General features: G+C 41.3%; 17 protein-coding genes and 1 tRNA gene. 4 read left to right on the top strand and 14 right to left on the bottom strand.

The features are described from left to right. Nucleotides 1–2: 2 nt before the first annotated feature. From KAN5_RS12370 to KAN5_RS12380, 3 genes are all read right to left on the bottom strand, one after another. Complete coding sequence (locus tag KAN5_RS12370) at nt 3–2,678, bottom strand: SLBB domain-containing protein (RefSeq protein WP_244390950.1); 2,676 nt, start codon at nt 2,676–2,678, stop codon at nt 3–5. Nucleotides 2,679–2,803: 125 nt separating this feature from the next. Next, entirely contained in the window at nt 2,804–3,574 is a 771-nt protein-coding gene (locus KAN5_RS12375) for a DUF481 domain-containing protein (RefSeq protein ID WP_016710647.1), read from the bottom strand. A 29-nt stretch (nt 3,575–3,603) separates the two neighbouring features. Further along, nucleotides 3,604–4,422, bottom strand: a complete 819-nt coding sequence (locus KAN5_RS12380) for a mechanosensitive ion channel domain-containing protein (protein WP_244389830.1) — start codon at nt 4,420–4,422, stop codon at nt 3,604–3,606. Nucleotides 4,423–4,704: 282 nt separating this feature from the next. Between KAN5_RS12380 and KAN5_RS12385 the strand changes: the two genes are divergently transcribed. Continuing rightward, nucleotides 4,705–4,780 (top strand) — tRNA-His (locus KAN5_RS12385). A gap of 530 nt (nt 4,781–5,310) precedes the next feature. After that, complete coding sequence (locus tag KAN5_RS12390; protein WP_138556009.1) at nt 5,311–5,763, top strand: transposase; 453 nt, start codon at nt 5,311–5,313, stop codon at nt 5,761–5,763. A 771-nt stretch (nt 5,764–6,534) separates the two neighbouring features. Here KAN5_RS12390 and KAN5_RS12395 read toward each other — a convergent pair. Beyond that, on the bottom strand, nt 6,535–7,830 hold the full coding sequence (locus tag KAN5_RS12395; RefSeq protein WP_244389831.1) for a sugar MFS transporter: 1,296 nt from the start codon (nt 7,828–7,830) through the stop codon (nt 6,535–6,537). A gap of 256 nt (nt 7,831–8,086) precedes the next feature. Then, nucleotides 8,087–10,735: a family 20 glycosylhydrolase gene (locus KAN5_RS12400; protein ID WP_244389832.1), complete on the bottom strand. Its 2,649-nt coding sequence runs from the start codon at nt 10,733–10,735 to the stop codon at nt 8,087–8,089. Nucleotides 10,736–10,832: 97 nt separating this feature from the next. Between KAN5_RS12400 and KAN5_RS12405 the strand changes: the two genes are divergently transcribed. Continuing rightward, a complete protein-coding gene (locus KAN5_RS12405) occupies nt 10,833–11,369 on the top strand; it encodes a hypothetical protein (protein WP_244389833.1) in 537 nt (178 codons plus the stop codon). A 66-nt stretch (nt 11,370–11,435) separates the two neighbouring features. Here the strand turns inward: KAN5_RS12405 and KAN5_RS12410 are convergent, their stop codons facing one another. After that, on the bottom strand, nt 11,436–12,863 hold the full coding sequence (locus KAN5_RS12410) for an NAD-dependent succinate-semialdehyde dehydrogenase (protein ID WP_244389834.1): 1,428 nt from the start codon (nt 12,861–12,863) through the stop codon (nt 11,436–11,438). On the opposite strand from KAN5_RS12410, the gene KAN5_RS12415 reads away from it, so the two are divergent. After that, nucleotides 12,832–13,080 carry a hypothetical protein gene (locus KAN5_RS12415; RefSeq protein ID WP_244389835.1) on the top strand — a complete coding sequence of 83 codons (249 nt, stop codon included), beginning with the start codon at nt 12,832–12,834 and terminating at the stop codon, nt 13,078–13,080. The two genes, KAN5_RS12410 and KAN5_RS12415, sit on opposite strands and share 32 nt — an antisense overlap. Nucleotides 13,081–13,125: 45 nt before the next feature. On the opposite strand, the gene fdx is transcribed toward KAN5_RS12415, so the two are convergent. The 8 genes from fdx to trmJ all read right to left on the bottom strand — a co-directional run bounded on the left by fdx (nt 13,126) and on the right by trmJ (nt 19,481). Further along, a complete protein-coding gene (fdx, locus tag KAN5_RS12420) occupies nt 13,126–13,464 on the bottom strand; it encodes an ISC system 2Fe-2S type ferredoxin (protein WP_016710654.1) in 339 nt (112 codons plus the stop codon). A gap of 11 nt (nt 13,465–13,475) precedes the next feature. Continuing rightward, nucleotides 13,476–15,338: a Fe-S protein assembly chaperone HscA gene (hscA, locus tag KAN5_RS12425; RefSeq protein WP_016710655.1), complete on the bottom strand. Its 1,863-nt coding sequence runs from the start codon at nt 15,336–15,338 to the stop codon at nt 13,476–13,478. A 51-nt stretch (nt 15,339–15,389) separates the two neighbouring features. After that, nucleotides 15,390–15,917, bottom strand: coding sequence for a co-chaperone HscB (hscB, locus tag KAN5_RS12430; protein ID WP_029216299.1), 528 nt, complete (start codon nt 15,915–15,917; stop codon nt 15,390–15,392). A 95-nt stretch (nt 15,918–16,012) separates the two neighbouring features. Continuing rightward, the gene (gene iscA, locus KAN5_RS12435) at nt 16,013–16,336 is read right to left on the bottom strand and encodes an iron-sulfur cluster assembly protein IscA (RefSeq protein WP_016710657.1); all 324 of its coding nucleotides are present in this window, start codon (nt 16,334–16,336) and stop codon (nt 16,013–16,015) included. Nucleotides 16,337–16,345: 9 nt separating this feature from the next. Further along, nucleotides 16,346–16,729 (bottom strand): Fe-S cluster assembly scaffold IscU, encoded by a 384-nt coding sequence (gene iscU / locus KAN5_RS12440; RefSeq protein WP_016710658.1) that lies wholly within the window; start codon nt 16,727–16,729, stop codon nt 16,346–16,348. Nucleotides 16,730–16,770: 41 nt separating this feature from the next. After that, nucleotides 16,771–17,988, bottom strand: a complete 1,218-nt coding sequence (locus KAN5_RS12445; protein WP_016710659.1) for an IscS subfamily cysteine desulfurase — start codon at nt 17,986–17,988, stop codon at nt 16,771–16,773. 23 nt (nt 17,989–18,011) lie between these two features. Then, nucleotides 18,012–18,503: a Fe-S cluster assembly transcriptional regulator IscR gene (iscR, locus tag KAN5_RS12450; RefSeq protein WP_016710660.1), complete on the bottom strand. Its 492-nt coding sequence runs from the start codon at nt 18,501–18,503 to the stop codon at nt 18,012–18,014. A gap of 255 nt (nt 18,504–18,758) precedes the next feature. Beyond that, nucleotides 18,759–19,481 (bottom strand): tRNA (cytosine(32)/uridine(32)-2'-O)-methyltransferase TrmJ, encoded by a 723-nt coding sequence (gene trmJ, locus KAN5_RS12455; RefSeq protein ID WP_016710661.1) that lies wholly within the window; start codon nt 19,479–19,481, stop codon nt 18,759–18,761. Nucleotides 19,482–19,605: the final 124 nt, after the last annotated feature.

Here is a 19,605-nt window from a genome sequence, read left to right on the forward strand (position 1 = left end):
TACTAAATACTACTTATCGCAGCGATTGCGACACCAAGTTGATAAACTATCTGCGTTGCGGTACTCCACAGAGTTAAATTATCCATATAACCTGAATCAAGAGGCACGACTATCGTGTCACCTGCTTCCAGTATTTGTGAATCATTCACCGCAAACCAACTACCTGAATCTGGGATTTTTACAGAGCCGTTAGCTTTTATAATGTAAATGCGTTCTTCATCAGCGCGGACCTTTAAGCCACCACTCAGTGCTATATAATCTTCAAAACTTATACCTGGTTTGTATAAGTGCGAAGTTGCGTAATTAACTTCGCCTATCACACTGATTGAATCGCGCTTACTCGGTACATAAAGAGTATCGCCATCTTGTAATACGAGTTTTTGCTTGTTTTCAACGATAAGTGGTAAATCTATAACAAGTCGCCCTACAGCTTCTACATCCGCCAAATCAATAAGTAGCTTATTCATTTCTTCATATGAAAGTGATGTACCGCCTACTGAGTTCTCAAAGCTTTTTTGTGCTATGTCGCGACGTAATTCTTCTGACAATTTAGATAGCTGCTGCTGCTCTTGTTTGCGAATTGATTCACGAGTAAAAATAGCTGCATTTTCCTCTGCAAACTCAGAAAAACCGCCGGCACGTTCTAATAAGTTAGTAAGTGTTTCACCACGACGGATAGTATAAACACCTGGAAACTTAACCTCACCTTTAAGCTCTACTTTTACATTTTCTTGCCAGTTTGGAATTGAGAAAATATTTAAGCTGTCTTTACTGCGTAGCGCACGGTTATCACTACTTTCGCCTAACATCGCTTTTTGCAGGTTAAACTTAATATGTTCAACTTTAGATGAATCTCCAGCAACGATGCGGGTAATTTCAGCTTGTTCTGTATAAGCTGATTCCAGCAAGCCACCGGCTGCGGCTATAAGTTCGTTTACCTCAGCGCCTGCTGTTAATGGGTAAACACCTGGGTAGGTGACATGACCGTTAATTTCAACAAGTTGCATAGCTTGTTTAACTGACGCTTGTTGTTTTAATTTTGCTTTTATCGGTCTTAATATGTTGTAACGACTAAAAACGGAGTAGTCTTCAGGGGCCAATTCTTCAGTTTCTTCTTCAGCTTTTCTTTGCTTAGCAAGCTGGGCTATTGTCAGATTCGCTTCTTCTTGCGCCTTTATGAATGGGTCTTCTTCTTCAACCACACCAATATATTTTTCAAACTCTTTCTGTTGATATTTGTGCCATTGTTTAGTTTTCAGCTGTAATGCTTGTTGTTCTTCGGTCAACGCCATATTTTCAAGAGCAAGTTCTTCTACTTCTTTTTCTTCAAAGCGACTAAAAACTAGTAGCTTATCATTTGCTTGCAACTCTAAATCATGACCTTCGGTCTTAACGATTGCTTGTGCTATATCAAACTGGTGAACTTCAATATCACCTGAAATATTGACTTCACGAACCAACAACGCATAACTAAGGTCAGCTTGCGGTAATAAATCTCCACGGACTGAGGTAAACACGTCTGATATACGTTTACCTTGATGCCACTGGTAATGTCCAGGGCGGGCAACAGCACCAATGACACTAATTGAGTTTTGGTACTGTAGGCTAACTGGGTTAAAACGGATGCGGTCGCCATCGCGTGGGGTGTAAGCAATTTGTTTGGCCGCAAAGTTGACCGATAATATTTCTTTAGCATTATGATTATTAAAGCGTTCAACAATTGCTTTTTGTGCGTAAGCTTGTGGTTTTAAGCCACCAGCCATTTTTAGCAAATCCTGTGCGCTTTCATTATCTTTTATCTCGAATATTGCAGGACGCTTAACCAAACCTTCTACAGCTACTTGTGAGCCTACTGGCGGGATAAATACCACATCGCCTGGTTTTAAGATGATATCGTTTCGGCTATCACCTTTAATAAGCAAATCATAAAGATCAAAATTTGTAACGACTTTACCTGCACGCTTTACTTGAATATTACGCAGCGATGCAATCTCTGATACACCACCACTAATAAACAGTGCATGCGATACTGTAGTTAAGGACGACACGCTATAGCTGCCTGGCTTATGTGCTTCACCTAGCACTAATATACGCATGCTGCGTAGCTGCCCTAGTGATACAAACGCTTTAACACCAATTACTTCTTGCTCTACTTTTGCTTTAATAAGTTGTTTTATTTCACCAAAAGTTAAACCTGCAACCTCTACGGGGCTTAAGTTTGGTATGTTGAGCCGACCTTCGCGATCAACATTCACTTCGTAACTTTCACTTTCTTTACCGTAGAAATTAATTTTTAATTGATCGCCACGGCCTATTAAATAAGTCTCTGGTACAGCAGCATTTTCACTAGGCATAAACGTAGTTGGCTCACCTGCAAACAGCTCATAACCAAACGGTTTTATTTCATCTAGCTTGGGTTTGAAGCGTTCTTCGTCAGTTAACTCCTCTTCTTCGACTTGATTGCGAGGCCTGATTGTTTGCTCTTGTTCAGTATTTTGTTGTGAGGGGGTTGTGCCTGTAATGGTTGATAGATCTACACCATACTGTTTTGCTAGGGCCTCTTGCTGTGCTTTTGGTAATTTTTTAAATTGTTCTATCTGAGCCGCGCTTGGGGTAAAAGCCCACGCAAAAGCGGTTGTAAAGAGTAACAAAGTTAATAAAAATCGTTTAAAAAACATCACAGGTAGGTTCATCCCTAGTTCTACGGCCAAAAGATTGGCTATTCTACATTATTTCACTATAAATAAAAAAGGGACTTACGTCCCTTTATTACACTTAAATGTCATTTAACTAGAGTAAACTGTTAAAAACTGTAAACCAGTGTCAATGAGGTTTCTGTATCAGTACTTTCTTTATCATCAGCAACATCTGAGTTGTTGGTGATGTTATAAGCAACTTTCATTTGCAATGAACCGTTGATTTTAGCTAGAAGTGCTGTTTCCGAACGCGTTTTAGTGTTGGTATCACCATATTCAACGGCAACTAACTGAGTAAACTTAGCGTTGTCAGAAATCTGCCAATTGTAATCTAATTTACCTAATGCGATTACTTCACCTTCACTCTCACCTGCATTTGAAATACCGTTATCATCAACGCTACCCTCAGGGAATTCAAAGTACTTATAACCAGGACCAATCTCTGCGTTTAACCACATGTCAGCACGGTCTAATAAACGTTGACCGTAACCTGCTGAAATTACAGACTCATTACGGTAAGCGCCAAAGTAATCAGATACATATGAACCATAAATATATAAATGAGAGTGCTCTTCATTTAACTTATAGTTACCTTGCGCTGATAATGAGTACTTTTCATTCGTGCGTTGCGTTTCTTTCACACCAGCAGCATTTTCGACTTCGTCCTCTTTATAAAGACCATCGATTTTGTATTCATTATTCCAGTTTTCTAGGTTATGTAACGCCTTGATACCACCCTTTAGAGTAGTTGTTTCAGTGTTACCGCTGGTGATAATAGCACCTAACTCACTGGTAATGTCCCATGTTTGAGTTTCTTCAGCGAATGCGTTAGTTGCAGCAGATGCTGCAACTAAAATTGATAAAAGCTTTAATTTCATTAAAAAATAACCTTAGCTACTTGGGTTGATTAGTTTTGCTTGTGCAAATGAACATCCATTTGTGGGAATGGAATAGTAATATCAGCATCATCTAGTGAAATTTTGATGTTTTCCATTAGATCAAAATAGGTTGGCCAGTAGTCTGTAGAGTTAACCCAAGGGCGTACCACAAAGTTAACGCTTGAATCAGCCAATTCTAACACTGCCACTGTATATGCTGGATCTTTTAAAATACGCGGCTCTTTATCCAATACAGATTTAAGAACTTCTTTGGCTTGGCGTAAATCTGCATCATAGCCAACACCGATAACTAAATCGATACGACGTGTTTTTTCACGTGAGAAGTTAACAATTGGGCCAGACATGATTGATGAGTTAGGCATGATGATAACTTTGTTATCTGGTGTACGTAATTCAGTTGAGAAGATTTCGATTTTATGAACACTACCCATTTTACCGCCAGCTTCAATGAAATCACCAGATTTGAATGGGCGTAATAAGATAATAAGTACACCTGATGCGAAATTAGATAGTGAGCCTTGCAACGCTAAACCAACAGCTAAACCTGCAGCACCTAAAATTGCAATGAATGAAGTTGTTTCAATGCCAATCTGAGAAAGTGCCATTAAGATAGTTGCCATAAATACAATGGCGTAAACAATGCTTGATACAAATGAACCAACAGCCTTGTCTACTTTTTTCTTCTCGAATGCTTTTTCTGTTAAGTTTGAACAAAATTTTGCAACCCGACCACCCAGTAAAAAGATCGCCAATGCAATTACAGCTTGAATGCCGTAATGTAAGATCAAACCTGAGTTTTCGTTTATCCAGTTAAGTATTGTATCCATTATCACTCCTGATATTCAGTATTAAGCAGTTTGCTGGTTAAATTATATCTGATTTCAATTTATTATTTCATTAATTTATGTATTTAAATATTAAACATAGCTTTTAGTATTGTTTTTATTTTACCTTACCAGATAAAAAAACGATTTAAAAACCCCCACAATGAGTGTTTTATAAACAAAAGTGAAAAAAATTAAATTTTTTTCACTTTTTTTGCCCTGAACCCTTCACAACATTTATTATTTTATGTATTATCCGCGCCACACCAAACGAGGTGTGTTGTGGCGGTTGTAGCTCAGTTGGTAGAGCCCCGGATTGTGATTCCGGTTGTCGCGGGTTCAAGCCCCGTCAATCGCCCCATTTTTCCCCTTTTTAGTAATTCAAAAATTTTCCTAAAACCCCTTCTAATTGTAAACTTTCATTTATCTAACTTATTCTTATCTGCTTGCTGAGTTATTAGCACCGATTAGCTTTAACAGAGAGCTCGAATCCATAACTTCATTCACGGCTAAAGCCTGTTCACACAAAGCAATACACACCTCCGCCCGTAGGAGAGCGCTTTAGCGCCGAATAGCTTTAACATAGAGCTCAGTTCCATAACATCATTCACGGCTAAAGCCTGTTCCCACAAAACAACAACACACCTCCGCCCGTAGGAGAGCGCTTTAGCGCCGAATAGCTTTAACATAGAGCTCAGTTCCATAACATCATTCACGGCTAAAGCCTGTTCCTACAAAGCAATACACACCTCCGCCCGTAGGAGAGCGCTTTAGCGCCGAATAGCTTTAGCATAGAGCTCAGTTCCATAACATTATTCACGGCTAAAGCCTTTTCCTACAAGTAACTTTAACTTCTGCTATCTTTAATATTTATATTTTAAGGATAGAAATATGTACGCTCATGCACAAGCGTTAAGAAAAGGACGCACTTCAGTTGTTAATCATTTTTATTCTGTCACAGTGATAACCTACCAACGCCATAAATACTTCCTAGACTTTGATAACGCAAGAAAAGTTATAGCTGCATTGAAAAATTCAGATGAGCTAGGGTTTACACAAACAATTAGCTTTATAGTCATGCCTGATCATTTTCACTGGTTGTTTCAATTAAAAAATAAAGAAAATTTATCTGAAGTTCTTAGACGAGTAAAAGGATGTAGCTCTTTCAATATAAAAAACAAACACACACCTCAAGTTTGGCAGCAAGGCTTTTACGATTCATTAATTCGTAATGAAGATCATTTAATTGCACAAGCGAGATATATTGTAGCAAACCCCTTGCGTGCGAGTTTGGTTAAATATATTGGCGATTATCCTTTCTGGGATTGCATATACCTCAAATAACCGAATCAACGAGGCTGTACTACACGGACCGGAATTTTTTCATTCATGGCTGAAGCCATTTCCTACGCGGACACCTCGTAGGAGCGACTTTAGTCGCGAAGTTTAGGTTATGAAGCACAGTGCAGAAAAATACATAGCTACAGTGCAAATCCATACCATTCATGGCTGAAGCCATTTCCTACGCGGACACCTCGTAGGAGCGACTTTAGTCGCGAAGTTTGGTTACGAAGCACAGTGCAAAAAAATACATAGCTACAGTGCAAATCCATACCATTCATGGCTGAAGCCATTTCCTACGCGGACACCTCGTAGGAGCGACTTTAGTCGCGAAGTTTGGTTACGAAGCACAGTGCAAAAAAATACATAGCTACAGTGCAAATCCATACCATTCATGGCTGAAGCCATTTCCTACGCGGACACCTCGTAGGAGCGACTTTAGTCGCGAAGTTTGGTTATGAAGCACAGTGCAGAAAAATACATAGCTACAGTGCAAATCCATACCATTCATGGCTGAAGCCATTTCCTACGCGGACACCTCGTAGGAGAGCGCTTTAGCGCCGAATAATTGACCCTCGCTAACTTTACGCTAGTCAGCTCGCAAACGGCTTCACTTTCTTCCAGACAAAAAAATGCCACCTTTCGGTGGCATTACACACGGGATTATTTCTACATTATAGAAATTCTTTTCAAAAATTAGGTTCTAGGTTCTACAAACAAAGTTTAACTTTAACCTTGCAACTTTATCCTTTCACCTTGTAGCTTATAGCTTGTCTATTTCCAGCTTTTCATTTTATGCCCTTTAACAGCATAGAAAAGAATGAATAAATAACAAGGTAACATAACGATATAAGCGCCTTGCTGAGCTTCTGCTGAGTCTACACCGCCACTTGCGAGGCCCCAGAATAATGGACCAAATGCGCCACCGGCTATACCCATTACGAGTAAGCCCGAGCCAACACTGGTTAATTTACCTAAACCAGATAACGCCAGTGGCCAAACTGCTGGCCATACGATTGCATTTGCAAATCCTAGCACAGCTATCATCAATAGTGTATCAGGTAATTGCACTTCTAAGCCTAGAGTCGTAGCTATAACCACTGAGCTTGTATCACTAAATACCACCGCAAGTGTTAAAATACAGCCCAAAATCGCAGATACACTTAAAGCCGCTTGCTGTGAAATTACACGTGGGATAAGTGCTATACCTAAAATATAACCAAGTACCATACATCCCATAGTATAGGAAGTCATTACACTGTACTTTTCAACACCTAGTGATAATGCAAACGTTCCGATGGTATCACCAGCGATGACTTCTACGGCCACGTACACAAACAATGCCACTACACCTAATGCAAGGCTCGGGTGTGCCAGAGCCGCTTTAACTTGGCCTTGCGCACCTTGCTCTTCATCATCGAGTAATTCTGGCAGTGGCATTTTAGTAACGGCAAAACCTAGTACACCAATAAATAAAGCCATGCCTAAATATGGGTAGATAAGACTGTTTGCCATTGAGTCAATTTCAGCTTGTGATAAGTCTTTACCCACAAGGCCTGTAAATTCACTTAAAATCAGAGCAGTAAACACGATTGGTGCAATTACGCCTGCACCTTTATTTAATATGCCCATAATGCTTACACGAGCAGCGGCTGATTCTTCAGGCCCAATGCGTACCACATAAGGATTAACAGCAGTTTGTAGTAATGTTTGACCGGCACCCATTACTAATTGCGCAAATAAAAATAGTGCAAATACTTGAGTTTTAGCTGCAGGAATAAACAGTAGGCCTGCAACCATCATGGTTGCCATACCTAATGCCATACCGTTTTTATAACCGACTTTACGGATGATCATCGCCGATGGTACTGCGGTGAATGTTACCGCAATATAAAATGAGAATAAAATGAGTGATGCTTGAAATGGGGTCAACTGCAATACTTGCTTTAAGTAAGGCATAAGTGAGCCATTCAACCAGGTTGCAAAACCTAGAATAAAGAATAACGTGGCAACTATGGCCATAGGTATAAAATTACTTTGTTTGTTAGTTTTTGACACAGTGACTTCCATAAAACTTCTTCTTGTTGCGAGCTATCGTTATAATTATTTGTTTCAATTAAGCCCTCCGGGACTTAAAACGACGATTAGCGTTGCTGCATTATGTAACACTTAAGCGAGAAATCAATAACACTCTCGCAACAAAAATGACAGCGCTGCCATAAAACTTTACGTTAATTGCCGCCATATTACTAGTAACTATTTACTTTACAATGGCACAAAAAAGGGCCAATTAGGCCCTTTCAAAACAAAAGTTCTTACTAATACATTAATTTATATGAGTAATTCGACTTTTCAGTTGGCTATTTAAACTGCTGCGCAATGCCACTGATTGCTGTTTAGAAACACTGATCGGAGCTGTATACTGCTGCCAAGTTGCACCATCATCCAAACTATATTCAGTATTTAAATAAGCAAATGGTGTATTTACTTCAAGCTTACCATTGTTGATCACGCCTCCTGGCACGGGTAAATGCAAGTTAACACCCGAGCTTGCCAATTTAGTAAGCTCTTTTAACCCGACCGCAGCTGAAAATTGCGCCCAATCTTTTGCACGACTATTACTATCAACTTGCTCGCCTTCCCATGGCGCTTTGTACCATGCTCGCTCTGCAACCGATAAAATACGCGGGAAGATCATTGCTAATACTTGCTCTTCTGTGCGGATCGTTTCTGACCAAACCTGTCCTTGCATACCAAGAATGTTTTCTGGTTTCTCCAACTTTGGTAATGGTCGACCAACTAACGCTTCTAGGTTGTCGATAGGTTCACGAGTCCGAGTGTAATCAGCATTTGCATAAACATCATCTGGCATGTAGTTAAATGCTTTTTGCGTATCGGTGTAGCGTGTAGCCCAATAATAACCACGCTCTTGCGGGTGCGCTTCATATGGGTGATCAAAGTATAAGTGTGTACCATGAGATAATATCACTTGGTATCCCGCGTTCGCTAAACGATAAGCTCGGTCTGCAACACCCCATTCCCAAATGTTATCCCAAACGTTTGCAGTAAAGGTTTTATTTGGAAATTCATCGCGCTTAAATGGATTTGTACGGTCATACATTAAACCATCTTCCCATGCGCCTGGTGAAATACCACGTTTTTCCAGCAACTTAGCAACACGCTGTGTAAAGTATGGCTTTAAATCTGCGGGTCCTGCTACACCGTTATTTGGATCAGCAAACATTGCTTGGCAGATTGGTGAGCCAACCCATGAGCCCGCGCCTACTTCATCACCACCAAAGTGTAAATTAGTTAACTGTACACCCGCCTCACGGTACATTTGTTGTAGTTCGTAGGTTACCTTGTCTAAAAAGGCATAAGTTGAGTCCATACACACATTCATTGAATTATCTTTGTAGTTTTGCACCGTCATATACACTGAGGTGTCTTTTGGATCATTCAATAAATATTGCGTTGCCGCACTGATATCAACCTGTTGAATTTCTTTATCTGTTTGCTTTGTATTTACTAAGTTATTTTTAGCGGCTTGTTTAGCTTCATCACTTAGCTTGTGATAGCGTGCTTCCATTGCTTTTATAGAGGCACGAGCATGACCTGGCCCTTCAATTTCAGGAATAATTTGAATATGACGGTCTTTCGCAAACTTTAATAGCTCAATAAACTCTGCACGGCTTAAATATCCGTTTCCTGAGCCAGACTTAAATGGCCCTGTACCTAACTGTGTCAATAGGCACTCTCTCTCTTCAAGATCAAAGCAACGATATCCACCAACTTCTGTTAGCTCTGGTAAATCAGGAATTTCTAAACGCCAACCTTCATCTTCCGAAAAATGCCAGTGTAGTTTGTTCATTTTATAGCGTGCCATTTGCTCAACAAGTTTGAACATAGCGTCTTTGCCGTGATAGTTGCGGCCATTATCGTAATGCATACCACGCCAACTATAACGCGGGCTATCTTCGATCTCTAACTGTGGAACTGTAACGGCCCCCTGGCTATTTGCAGGTAGTAAATTAAGCAAACTTTGCATGCCATAGAACACGCCAGCGTTATCACTACCTACAATTTCAATGCGTTTGTCATCAATCTCTAACGTGTAGCTCTCTGACTTTCCTGCAGCCAATTGTGGGTTTACTTTTAAGCTGATCAACTTTTCTTTATTGGTTTTAATGTGATCTGGCTGGGCTTTTAATGTAAGTCCGTAATCATCTTGTAAGTCTTGCATAAAGACGATTACTTCGTTTTTTAATTGACCTTGGAAACTAATTTGCCAATTATTATCTAGTGTTGCTGTGCCACGGTTAAACTCTACTTTTTGTGGTTGTGGAATAATCCGTTTCAATGCATCTTCTTTTGAAACTTTGCTACTACTAGCTTGATTGCGTTCAAAACGAATTTCAGGTGTGATCAACACAGTGCGATCTTGCGGTTGATTATAACGACGTAATTGATTTTCGCGCTCAAATGGGGCCACGAACTGACTCATATCTTCGCTGTCGGTATTTGCAAAAATAGCTGGCTTATGATCACCCGATACAAAAAATGCACGGGGCATAAAATCGGTATAAGCAACAATAAAGGCTTGTGCATCAAATTCAAATTCTAAGCTTTTGCCTGCTGCAAGCCCTTTGAATTTTTTTGTAGGTGTAATACGGTGTAAATCACCATTAACATGCTCAATATTTAAACCTGCAACAAGCTCAGTGCTTATTTTACGCACCGAGTGGATATACAGCTGCCAATCGCTCTCCCCTGCAGGAAGTGCTACATCAGATTGGTTGTTTAGTGTAATTTTCCCCAAAAAACCAGCATCTTTATTATGAAAATTATCGACGACGGCAAATGTTAGGGCGGTTTCTTTTGCAAAGTTATTCACTTCAGTTTGCGAAAACTGCGCCTGCGCCAATAACGGCATCATCGCGATCAAACTCGCTAAAGTTCGCTTTTTAAAATCCATTACTCTCTCCTCGTTGTATACCCTAAGATTACGCATTTCCCCCCGCGTAATCTCTTATTATTATTTATTTACTCCTCCCCATCATATAAAAGATAAAATGACAGCGCTATCATTAATTGAAAATAAAGCTATCAGCTATCAGCTATCAGCTATCAGCTATCAGCTATCAGCTATCAGCTATCAGCTATCAGCTATCAGCTATCAGCTATCAGCTATCAGCTATCAGCTATCAGCTATCAGCTATCAGCTATCAGCTATCAGCTATCAGCTATCAGCTATCAGCTATCAGCTATCAGCTATCAGCTATCAGCTATCAGCTATCAGCTATCAGCTATCAGCTATCAGCTATCAGCTATCAGCTATCAGCTATCAGCTATCAGCTATCAGCTATCAGCTATCAGCTATCAGCTATCAGCTATCAGCTATCAGCTATCAGCTATCAGCTATCAGCTATCAGCTATCAGCTATCAGCTATCAGCTATCAGCTATCAGCTATCAGCTATCAGCTATCAGCTATCAGCTATCAGCTATCAGCTATCAGCTATCAGCTATCAGCTATCAGCTATCAGCTATCAGCTATCAGCTATCAGCTATCAGCTATCAGCTATCAGCTACAAAATTTTGCTCATATTAACTTAGGTGTCAAGACGAATTTGTCTTAGGCTGACGGCTGACGGCTGACGGCTAAAAGCTTCTGGCTTTAAATTTTCATACACACATATTTTTCTTCGAGGTATTCGTCGAGTCCTTGGTGTCCGCCTTCACGTCCTAGGCCGGATTGTTTAACGCCACCAAACGGGGCGACGGGGTTGGAGATAAGTCCCTCATTAATACCAACCATGCCGTATTCTAACGCTTCACTTACACGATAGATTTGTTTGATGTCTTGGCTGTAAAAATACGCGGCGAGGCCATAAGGTACGTCGTTAGCCATAGCTAACACTTCAGCTTCCTCGTCAAAAGGAATAATACTAGCAACGGGACCAAATACTTCTTGATGATAAATATCCATTGCACTGGTAACGCCAGTTAAAATAAGCGGTGCCTGGAAGTTCCCTCCGAGATCTTTATCATCCCCGATTACTGATGCTCCCTTAGTGATTGCATCAGCCACTAACTCTTGCACTTTTTGCTTGGCTTTAGGGTAAATTAGTGGGCCAATATCCGTGTCTTCAGCAATGCCGCTACCCACTTTGAGTGCCGCTACTTTTACCGCTAGTTTTTTGAGTACTTTATCAAGTATGCTGCGCTGCACAAAAATACGGTTCGCTGCAACACACGTTTGCCCAGCATTTCTAAATTTTGCGCCCATTAAGCCAGTGACAGCCTCATCTAAATCAGCGTTATCAAAAATTATAAACGGCGCATTACCACCCAACTCCATTGAAGTGCGCTTGATTGTCGATGCACATTGCGTAAGCAACTGCTTACCAACACCGGTTGACCCTGTGAATGTAAACTTACGCACGGTGTTTGATTCGGTAAGGATTTCACCGACCATTTTTGCATTTTCAGAAAGTAATACGTTAAAAGCGCCTTTTTCAAAACCAGCTTGATCTGCCAAATATGCTAATGCTAAAGCGCATAAAGGCGTATGTTCTGATGGCTTTAATACAAAGCTACACCCTGCTGCATAAGCAGGGGCTACTTTTCGAGTGACCATAGCAATCGGGAAGTTCCAAGGCGTGATGCCAGCAACCACACCAATGGGTTGTTTAAAACTGGTTAAACGATGATTGTCATCCGTGGCAGGAATAACATCACCATAACTACGTTTTGCTTGCTCGGCATACCACTTTATAAAGCCGGCGCCATAGTCAACTTCACCCTGCGCTTCTTTTAGTGGTTTACCTTGTTCTTTAGTCATTAATTCCGCAAGTGCTTGCTTATGCTGCATTACTAGTTCATACCAACGCATTAAAACTTCACTGCGGGTAGTGGCATTGGTCGCTTTTAATTTTACAAATGCGCCGTGGGCAGCATTAATAGCTTTATTAACCCCATCATCATCTATATCACTTACCATGACGATGCTTTGCTGGGTGGCAGGATCATCAACACTGAAGTGTTTTTCAGTGTGGTAAAACTCACCGTTGATGAAAGAGTCGTTAAATATAAGATGTGGCATAGAAATCCCTCCGGTCTGTAACTATCAGCTATCAGCTATCAGCTATCAGCTATCAGCTATCAGCTATCAGCTATCAGCTATCAGCTATCAGCTATCAGCTATCAGCTATCAGCTATCAGCTATCAGCTATCAGCTATCAGCTATCAGCTATCAGCTTAAAATAAAAAAACCATGCTTGTTAAGTCAAGCATGGTTTTATCTCTATACTGACGGCTGACGGCTGACGGCTGACGGCTGACGGCTCAAAGCTTACTGCTTTAAATCAATGCTCTTCATTAACGATATTGAGATTGTACTTCGGTATTTCAACTATTAAGTCTTCATCACGGATAATTGCTTGACAACCTAAGCGTGATTCTGGTTCTAAGCCCCATGCTTTATCTAACATGTCGTCTTCAAGTTCGTCGCTTTCATCAAGTGAATCAAAACCTTCACGGATCACTAAGTGGCACGTAGTGCATGCGCATGATTTTTCGCATGCATGGGGAATGCTAATGCCGTTTTTAAGTGCTACATCCAGTACGGTTTCACCACTTGGTGCATCAATTGCAGCGCCGTCAGGACATAATTCCGGATGGGGAAGAAAAATAATTTGTGGCATTCTAACCTCTTTTAAACGTTGTCTACTGACTGCCCTTGCAGTGCTTTTTTAATCGATGCATCCATTCTTAGCTCAGCAAATTTACTACTGGCGTTATCAACTTTTTCAATGGCTGCTTTTATTTCATTTGGCTCTGTGGCTGTTTCACGAACTTTAACCAGTTTAGCAATTTCAGCGTTTAGGTCATTTAATTCGTTTTCATCAAGCAATGCACTATCTGTTGCCAGTGATGCATAAAGCGCTTCGATAACACGCAATGCCTCAACCTGTTGCTCTTTAAGCATACGCGCTTGCATGTCATCTTTAGCGTTAGTCATCGACTCTTTAAGCATATTAGCGACTTGGTCGTCTGACAAACCAAACGATGGTTTAACTTGAATTTCAGCTTGCACACCGGTGGATTTTTCCATTGCAGATACACTAAGGAGACCATCGGCATCGACTTTAAAAGTCACCCGAATATGCGCAGCTCCAGCTGCCATTGGTGGAATACCTTTTAAGCTAAATTTAGCTAATGAACGGCAATCATCTACCAGCTCTCGCTCACCTTGTAATACATGTAAAGACATCGCCGTTTGGCCATCTTTAAAGGTAGTGAATTCTTGTGCGCGCGCAACAGGAATAGTGGTATTACGTGGAATGATTTTTTCAACCAAGCCACCCATGGTCTCTAAACCCAGTGACAAAGGTAAAACATCAAGCAATAGCATATCTGAATCAGGCTTGTTACCTACCAATACATCAGCTTGTAATGCTGCGCCCAGCGCAACTACACGATCAGGGTCGATAGAAGTTAGCGGCTCTTTATTAAAAAACTCAGCAACCTGGCTACGTACAATTGGCATGCGGGTTGAACCGCCGACCATAACCACTTGCAGTACTTCGTCATTGCTAATGCCAGCATCTTTCACTGCGCGACGACACGATCTAAGTGTCTTTTTAACTAAAACCATAGCAAGTTCTTCAAACTTGTCACGGGTTACTTCAACCATGTGCTTTTCGTTATCAAACTCAAGACCAACATTCACTTTCGCATATTGGCTGAGTGCTTCTTTACAGGCTTTCGCTTTATTAATAAATAAACGCAAGTTCGAAGGTGATAAAGTCATTACCCCCGTTTCACGTTTAAAATGATCCACCAATAAAGAGTCAAAATCATCACCACCTAGGCTTGAGTCACCACCGGTTGCCAGTACTTCAAACACACCTTGGTTTAATCGTAAGATTGAAATATCAAACGTACCACCACCTAAATCATAAACCGCAATAATACCTTCTTGGCCTGAATCTAAGCCATAAGCAACGGCGGCGGCAGTGGGTTCATTTAATAAGCGCAGTACATTGATACCGGCAAGCTCTGCGGCATCTTTGGTGCTTTGGCGCTGCGCATCATCAAAGTAAGCTGGCACTGTGATCACGGCACCTAAAATATCTTGCCCTGCAAAACTTTCTGCTGCGCGTTGTTTTAACGCTTTTAAAATATCGCTTGATGCAGTGACTGGACTAATATTACCGGCAGCGGTAGTAATGGCAAGTGCACCATCATGCTGGCAAAAATCATAGGGTAGTTGACCGTAGCTATGCTCGATCTCAGCTTGGGTTTTACCTAAAAAACGTTTAACTGAAATCAGGGTATTGGCAGGATCTTGCGTGGCCGCTTGAGCTGCTTCTGCACCAACCGTAATACTGTCAGCTTGATAGCGAACAACTGAAGGGAGCATTGCTGCACCACTAATATCAGTAAGGGTACGGGCTTCGCCACTTTGCACTGTCGCAACTAATGAGTTGGTAGTACCCAGATCAATACCTATTGCTAACTTATGTTCATGTGGTGCCGCGCTCTGCCCCGGCTCAGCAATCTGCAATAATGCCATAATGCTCTTTAACTCTTGTTTGACTTACTTGTAGTTCAGTAAGTTAGATAATTAATCGTCGAATAAACTGTCTTCAATCCGCTCTAATTCATCACGTAGCTTATATACAAACTTTAATTTACGAATGTTATCAGCGGCGAGCTGCCATTGCTGCTCATCATCACTTGCCAGTTGCTCTGCAAGCTGTGCACTGTATTGGCTATCAAGTTGTTTTATTTGTTGTTCGAATTGGGCTATCGCTGCATCAGGATCTGCACTTGCAGTTAACTCTTCTAGCTCTTCACGTAATTCCATTTGCTGCATTAAAAAAAGCGGATCTTGCAGGGTTTGCTGCTCGGCACGAATATCAACACCCAACTCACTGAGCATATATTCAGCACGTTTTACGGGATGCTTTAAGGTTTGTAGGGCGTCGTTGATTTCTGCTGTATTTTGTACGGCTAGCAATTTATCTCGGCTACTAGCATTCGCATGACGATCAGGGTGAACTGCACGCTGAAGTTCGAGGTAATTTTTATTTACTGTTGCTAAATCTATATTGTAATCAACAGGTATCGCAAACAATTCAAAATAGCGCATAATTCCAACCATGCCAAATTAACATATTGGCTTAAAATTCAGATAGAACAAAGCCCTACAGATGCAGGGCTTAAGAATACAATAGCGTTACCTAGTTATACTGTGAAACTTTCGCCACAACCACACTCATCAGCTTGATTTGGGTTAATAAATTTAAACCCTTCATTCAAACCTTCTTTAGTGTAGTCAAGCTCAGTACCATCAATATAAACTAAGCTTTTAGCATCGACGATTACTTTAACCCCTTGAGATTCAAATACTTCATCGCCATCAGCTAACTCGTCAACAAACTCAAGAACATAAGCAAGACCTGAACAGCCCGTCGTTTTAATGCCAACGCGCAGGCCAAGGCCTTTACCGCGATTTGCTAAAAATGATTCTACGCGGTTTGCTGCCGCATCTGTCAATGTCACTGCCATGATTATCTCTTACTTCGCTTGTTTACTTTTGTAGTCTGCAATAGCTGCTTGGATTGCATCTTCAGCTAGAATTGAACAGTGAATTTTCACTGGTGGTAATTCAAGCTCAGCACTAATGTCAGTGTTTTTGATCATTGCAGCTTCATCTAAAGTTTTACCTTTTACCCACTCTGTTACCAAAGATGATGAAGCAATTGCGCTACCACAACCGTATGTTTTGAATTTAGCGTCTTCAATTACGCCTGCAGCTGATACTTTAATTTGCAGCTTCATTACGTCACCACATGCTGGTGCGCCAACCATACCTGTTGCTACTGATGGATCATTTTTGTCTAAAACACCTACGTTACGTGGGTTTTCAACATGATCGATTACTTTATCACTATACGCCATAATACTATCCTCATTACCTGCTAGCGGATGTACTCAATCAATTAATGATGAGCCCATTCAACTGAATCTAAATCAACACCTTCTTGATGCATTTCCCAAAGCGGTGACATCTCACGTAAGCGACCGATAGAGCTCTTCATTAAATTGACGGTATAATCAATCTCTTCTTCGGTAGTAAAACGACCAATACTAAAACGAATTGAGCTGTGTGCTAATTCGTCGTTACGGCCAAGCGCACGTAATACATAAGAAGGCTCTAAGCTTGCTGAAGTACAGGCAGAACCTGATGATACAGCAATATCTTTAACAGCCATCAATAACGACTCACCTTCAACAAAGTTGAAGCTGATGTTAACAATTCCTGGCACTGATTGGTCCTGTGCACCGTTAAAGTACACTTCTTCCATATCAGCCATAATGCCATCAATTAAACGCTTACGAAGCGCACTGATGTGGGCATGGTCTTTTTCAAAATCTTGTTTCGCAATTCTAAATGCAGCACCCATACCAACTAGCTGGTGTGTTGCTAAAGTACCTGAACGCATCCCACGCTCATGACCACCGCCGTGCATTTGCGCTTCTAAGCGTGCACGTGGCTTACGACGAACATAAAGTGCACCAATACCTTTAGGGCCATATATTTTGTGCGCAGAGAATGACATAAAATCAACTTTAAGCTGCTGCACGTCAATTAACACTTTACCTGCGCTTTGCGCTGCATCAACGTGGAACATGATTTTACGTTCACGACACATTTCGCCAATTGTTGCGATATCTTGAATCACACCTAGCTCGTTATTCACGTGCATAATGCTTACTAAAACGGTGTCGTCACGCATTGTTTGTTCAAGCTTTTTAAGATCCAGTAGGCCGTTTTCTTCAACGTCCATATAAGTAACTTCAAAACCTTGGCGCTCAAGTTCACGACACGTGTCGATCACGGCTTTATGCTCAGTTTTTGCGGTAATAACGTGTTTACCTTTCTTTTTGTAAAACTGTGCAGCACCTTTAATAGCAAGGTTGTTTGATTCTGTCGCACCCGAAGTGAAAACGATTTCACGTGGGTCTGCGTTAATTAGATCTGCGATATCAGTACGTGCCTGATCAATCGCCTCTTCAGCTTGCCAACCAAAACGGTGTGAACGTGATGCAGGGTTACCAAAGTTGCCATCCATTGTTAGGCATTGCATCATTTCTTTTGCAACACGCTCGTCAACTGGCGTGGTTGCTGCGTAATCTAAATAAATCGGTAACTTCATTTCTTTCTCCGCTGGACGCCAACCTATAGTTGGCAGCTTACTTGAATATTTTCCAATTGCTTAATTGCATTGCTAACGTTGCTATTTTGGCGAGATGCAACTTCTTGCACATCTGATTGTTCCACCAATTCCGCAAGAGTAATACCATTTAAAAAGTCTTCTATTCGGGCACTTAAATCTGACCACAACGTATGCGTTAAACAACGCATGCCGCTTTGGCAACCACCAGTTGCACCGTGGCAACGGGTTGCATCTATTGATTCATCAACAGCGTTGATCACATCACCGACCGAAATAGCATGCGTTTCACGACCTAGTAGATAACCACCACCGGGACCACGCACAGAGCTGACTAAACCATTTTTACGTAATCGGGCAAATAACTGCTCAAGATACGACAACGAAATTTCTTGTCGCTCTGAAATGTCGGCAAGGGGAACTGGCCCTATACTTGCGTGTAGCGCAACATCAAGCATCGCTGTAACGGCATATCTGCCTTTTGATGTTAACTTCATTGAGCCCCCGCACTACCAAAGAGTGCAAATTTTAATTACCAGAGTAAAATAGTCAAGTATTATATTAGTAGCTATCAGCTATCAGCTATCAGCTATCAGCTATCAGCTATCAGCTATCAGCTATCAGCTATCAGCTATCAGCTATCAGCTATCAGCTATCAGCCAGAACTTCAATACCCGACTGTTTTGGTCAAGTATTGTGTTCATTGTAATTACCTGAGTAATTTAGTCAAGTATTAGTCTTATAACTTTCGCTTATTTAGTAGACTTATTTATTGAGGTCAAAATACCGCGTAAGATATTCAGCTCAGCATCTTCTGGACGTGCGCGGTTAAACAAGCGACGTAGCTTGGTCATTACCATGCCTGGGTGCTGCTTGATGATAAAACCGGTGTCAAAGAGGGTTTTTTCTAAATGCTCGTAAAATAGCTCTGTTTGTTTTGAGCTTGGGTAAACGGCATCATCTTCTTGATTTGCTTTTGGCTGCTGAGTTAAAAATGCCATGCGTGTTTCATAACATAACGTTTGTACTGCCATCGCCAAATTCAATGAGCTATATTCAGGGTTGGCTGGAATGCATACATGATAATTGCACAATTGCAGCTCTTCGTTTGTCAAGCCACTGTTTTCACGGCCAAACACTAAGGCTACAGGGCCATTGGCGGCTTCAGTTACTAATTTTTCACCACATTCACGGGGCTCAACCATAGGCCATGATAAAGTGCGTGAACGTGCACTGGTACCAATCGTTAGCGCGCAATCGGCAATAGCATCCGCCACAGTATCGACTATCACTGCATTACCAAGCACATCAGTAGCACCTGCTGCTAATGCGCTTGCGTGGCTGTCTATTTCACACGCAGGATCAACTAAATAGAGTTTTGATAAACCCATGGTTTTCATCGCTCGCGCGGCAGAACCAATATTGCCTGAATGCGAGGTATTTACTAAAACAATACGGATGTCATCTAAGATCATTGCTGTGCTACTTTAACCCATACAAAAAATTGCGCGGATTATAACACAGCTATCAGCTATCAGCTATCAGCTATCAGATCAGGCTGACGGCTGACGGCTGACGGCTGACGGCTGACGGCTGACG

The organism is Pseudoalteromonas sp. KAN5 (assembly GCF_022846535.1).
In the GTDB taxonomy this organism is placed as follows: Bacteria; Pseudomonadota; Gammaproteobacteria; order Enterobacterales; family Alteromonadaceae; genus Pseudoalteromonas; species Pseudoalteromonas haloplanktis.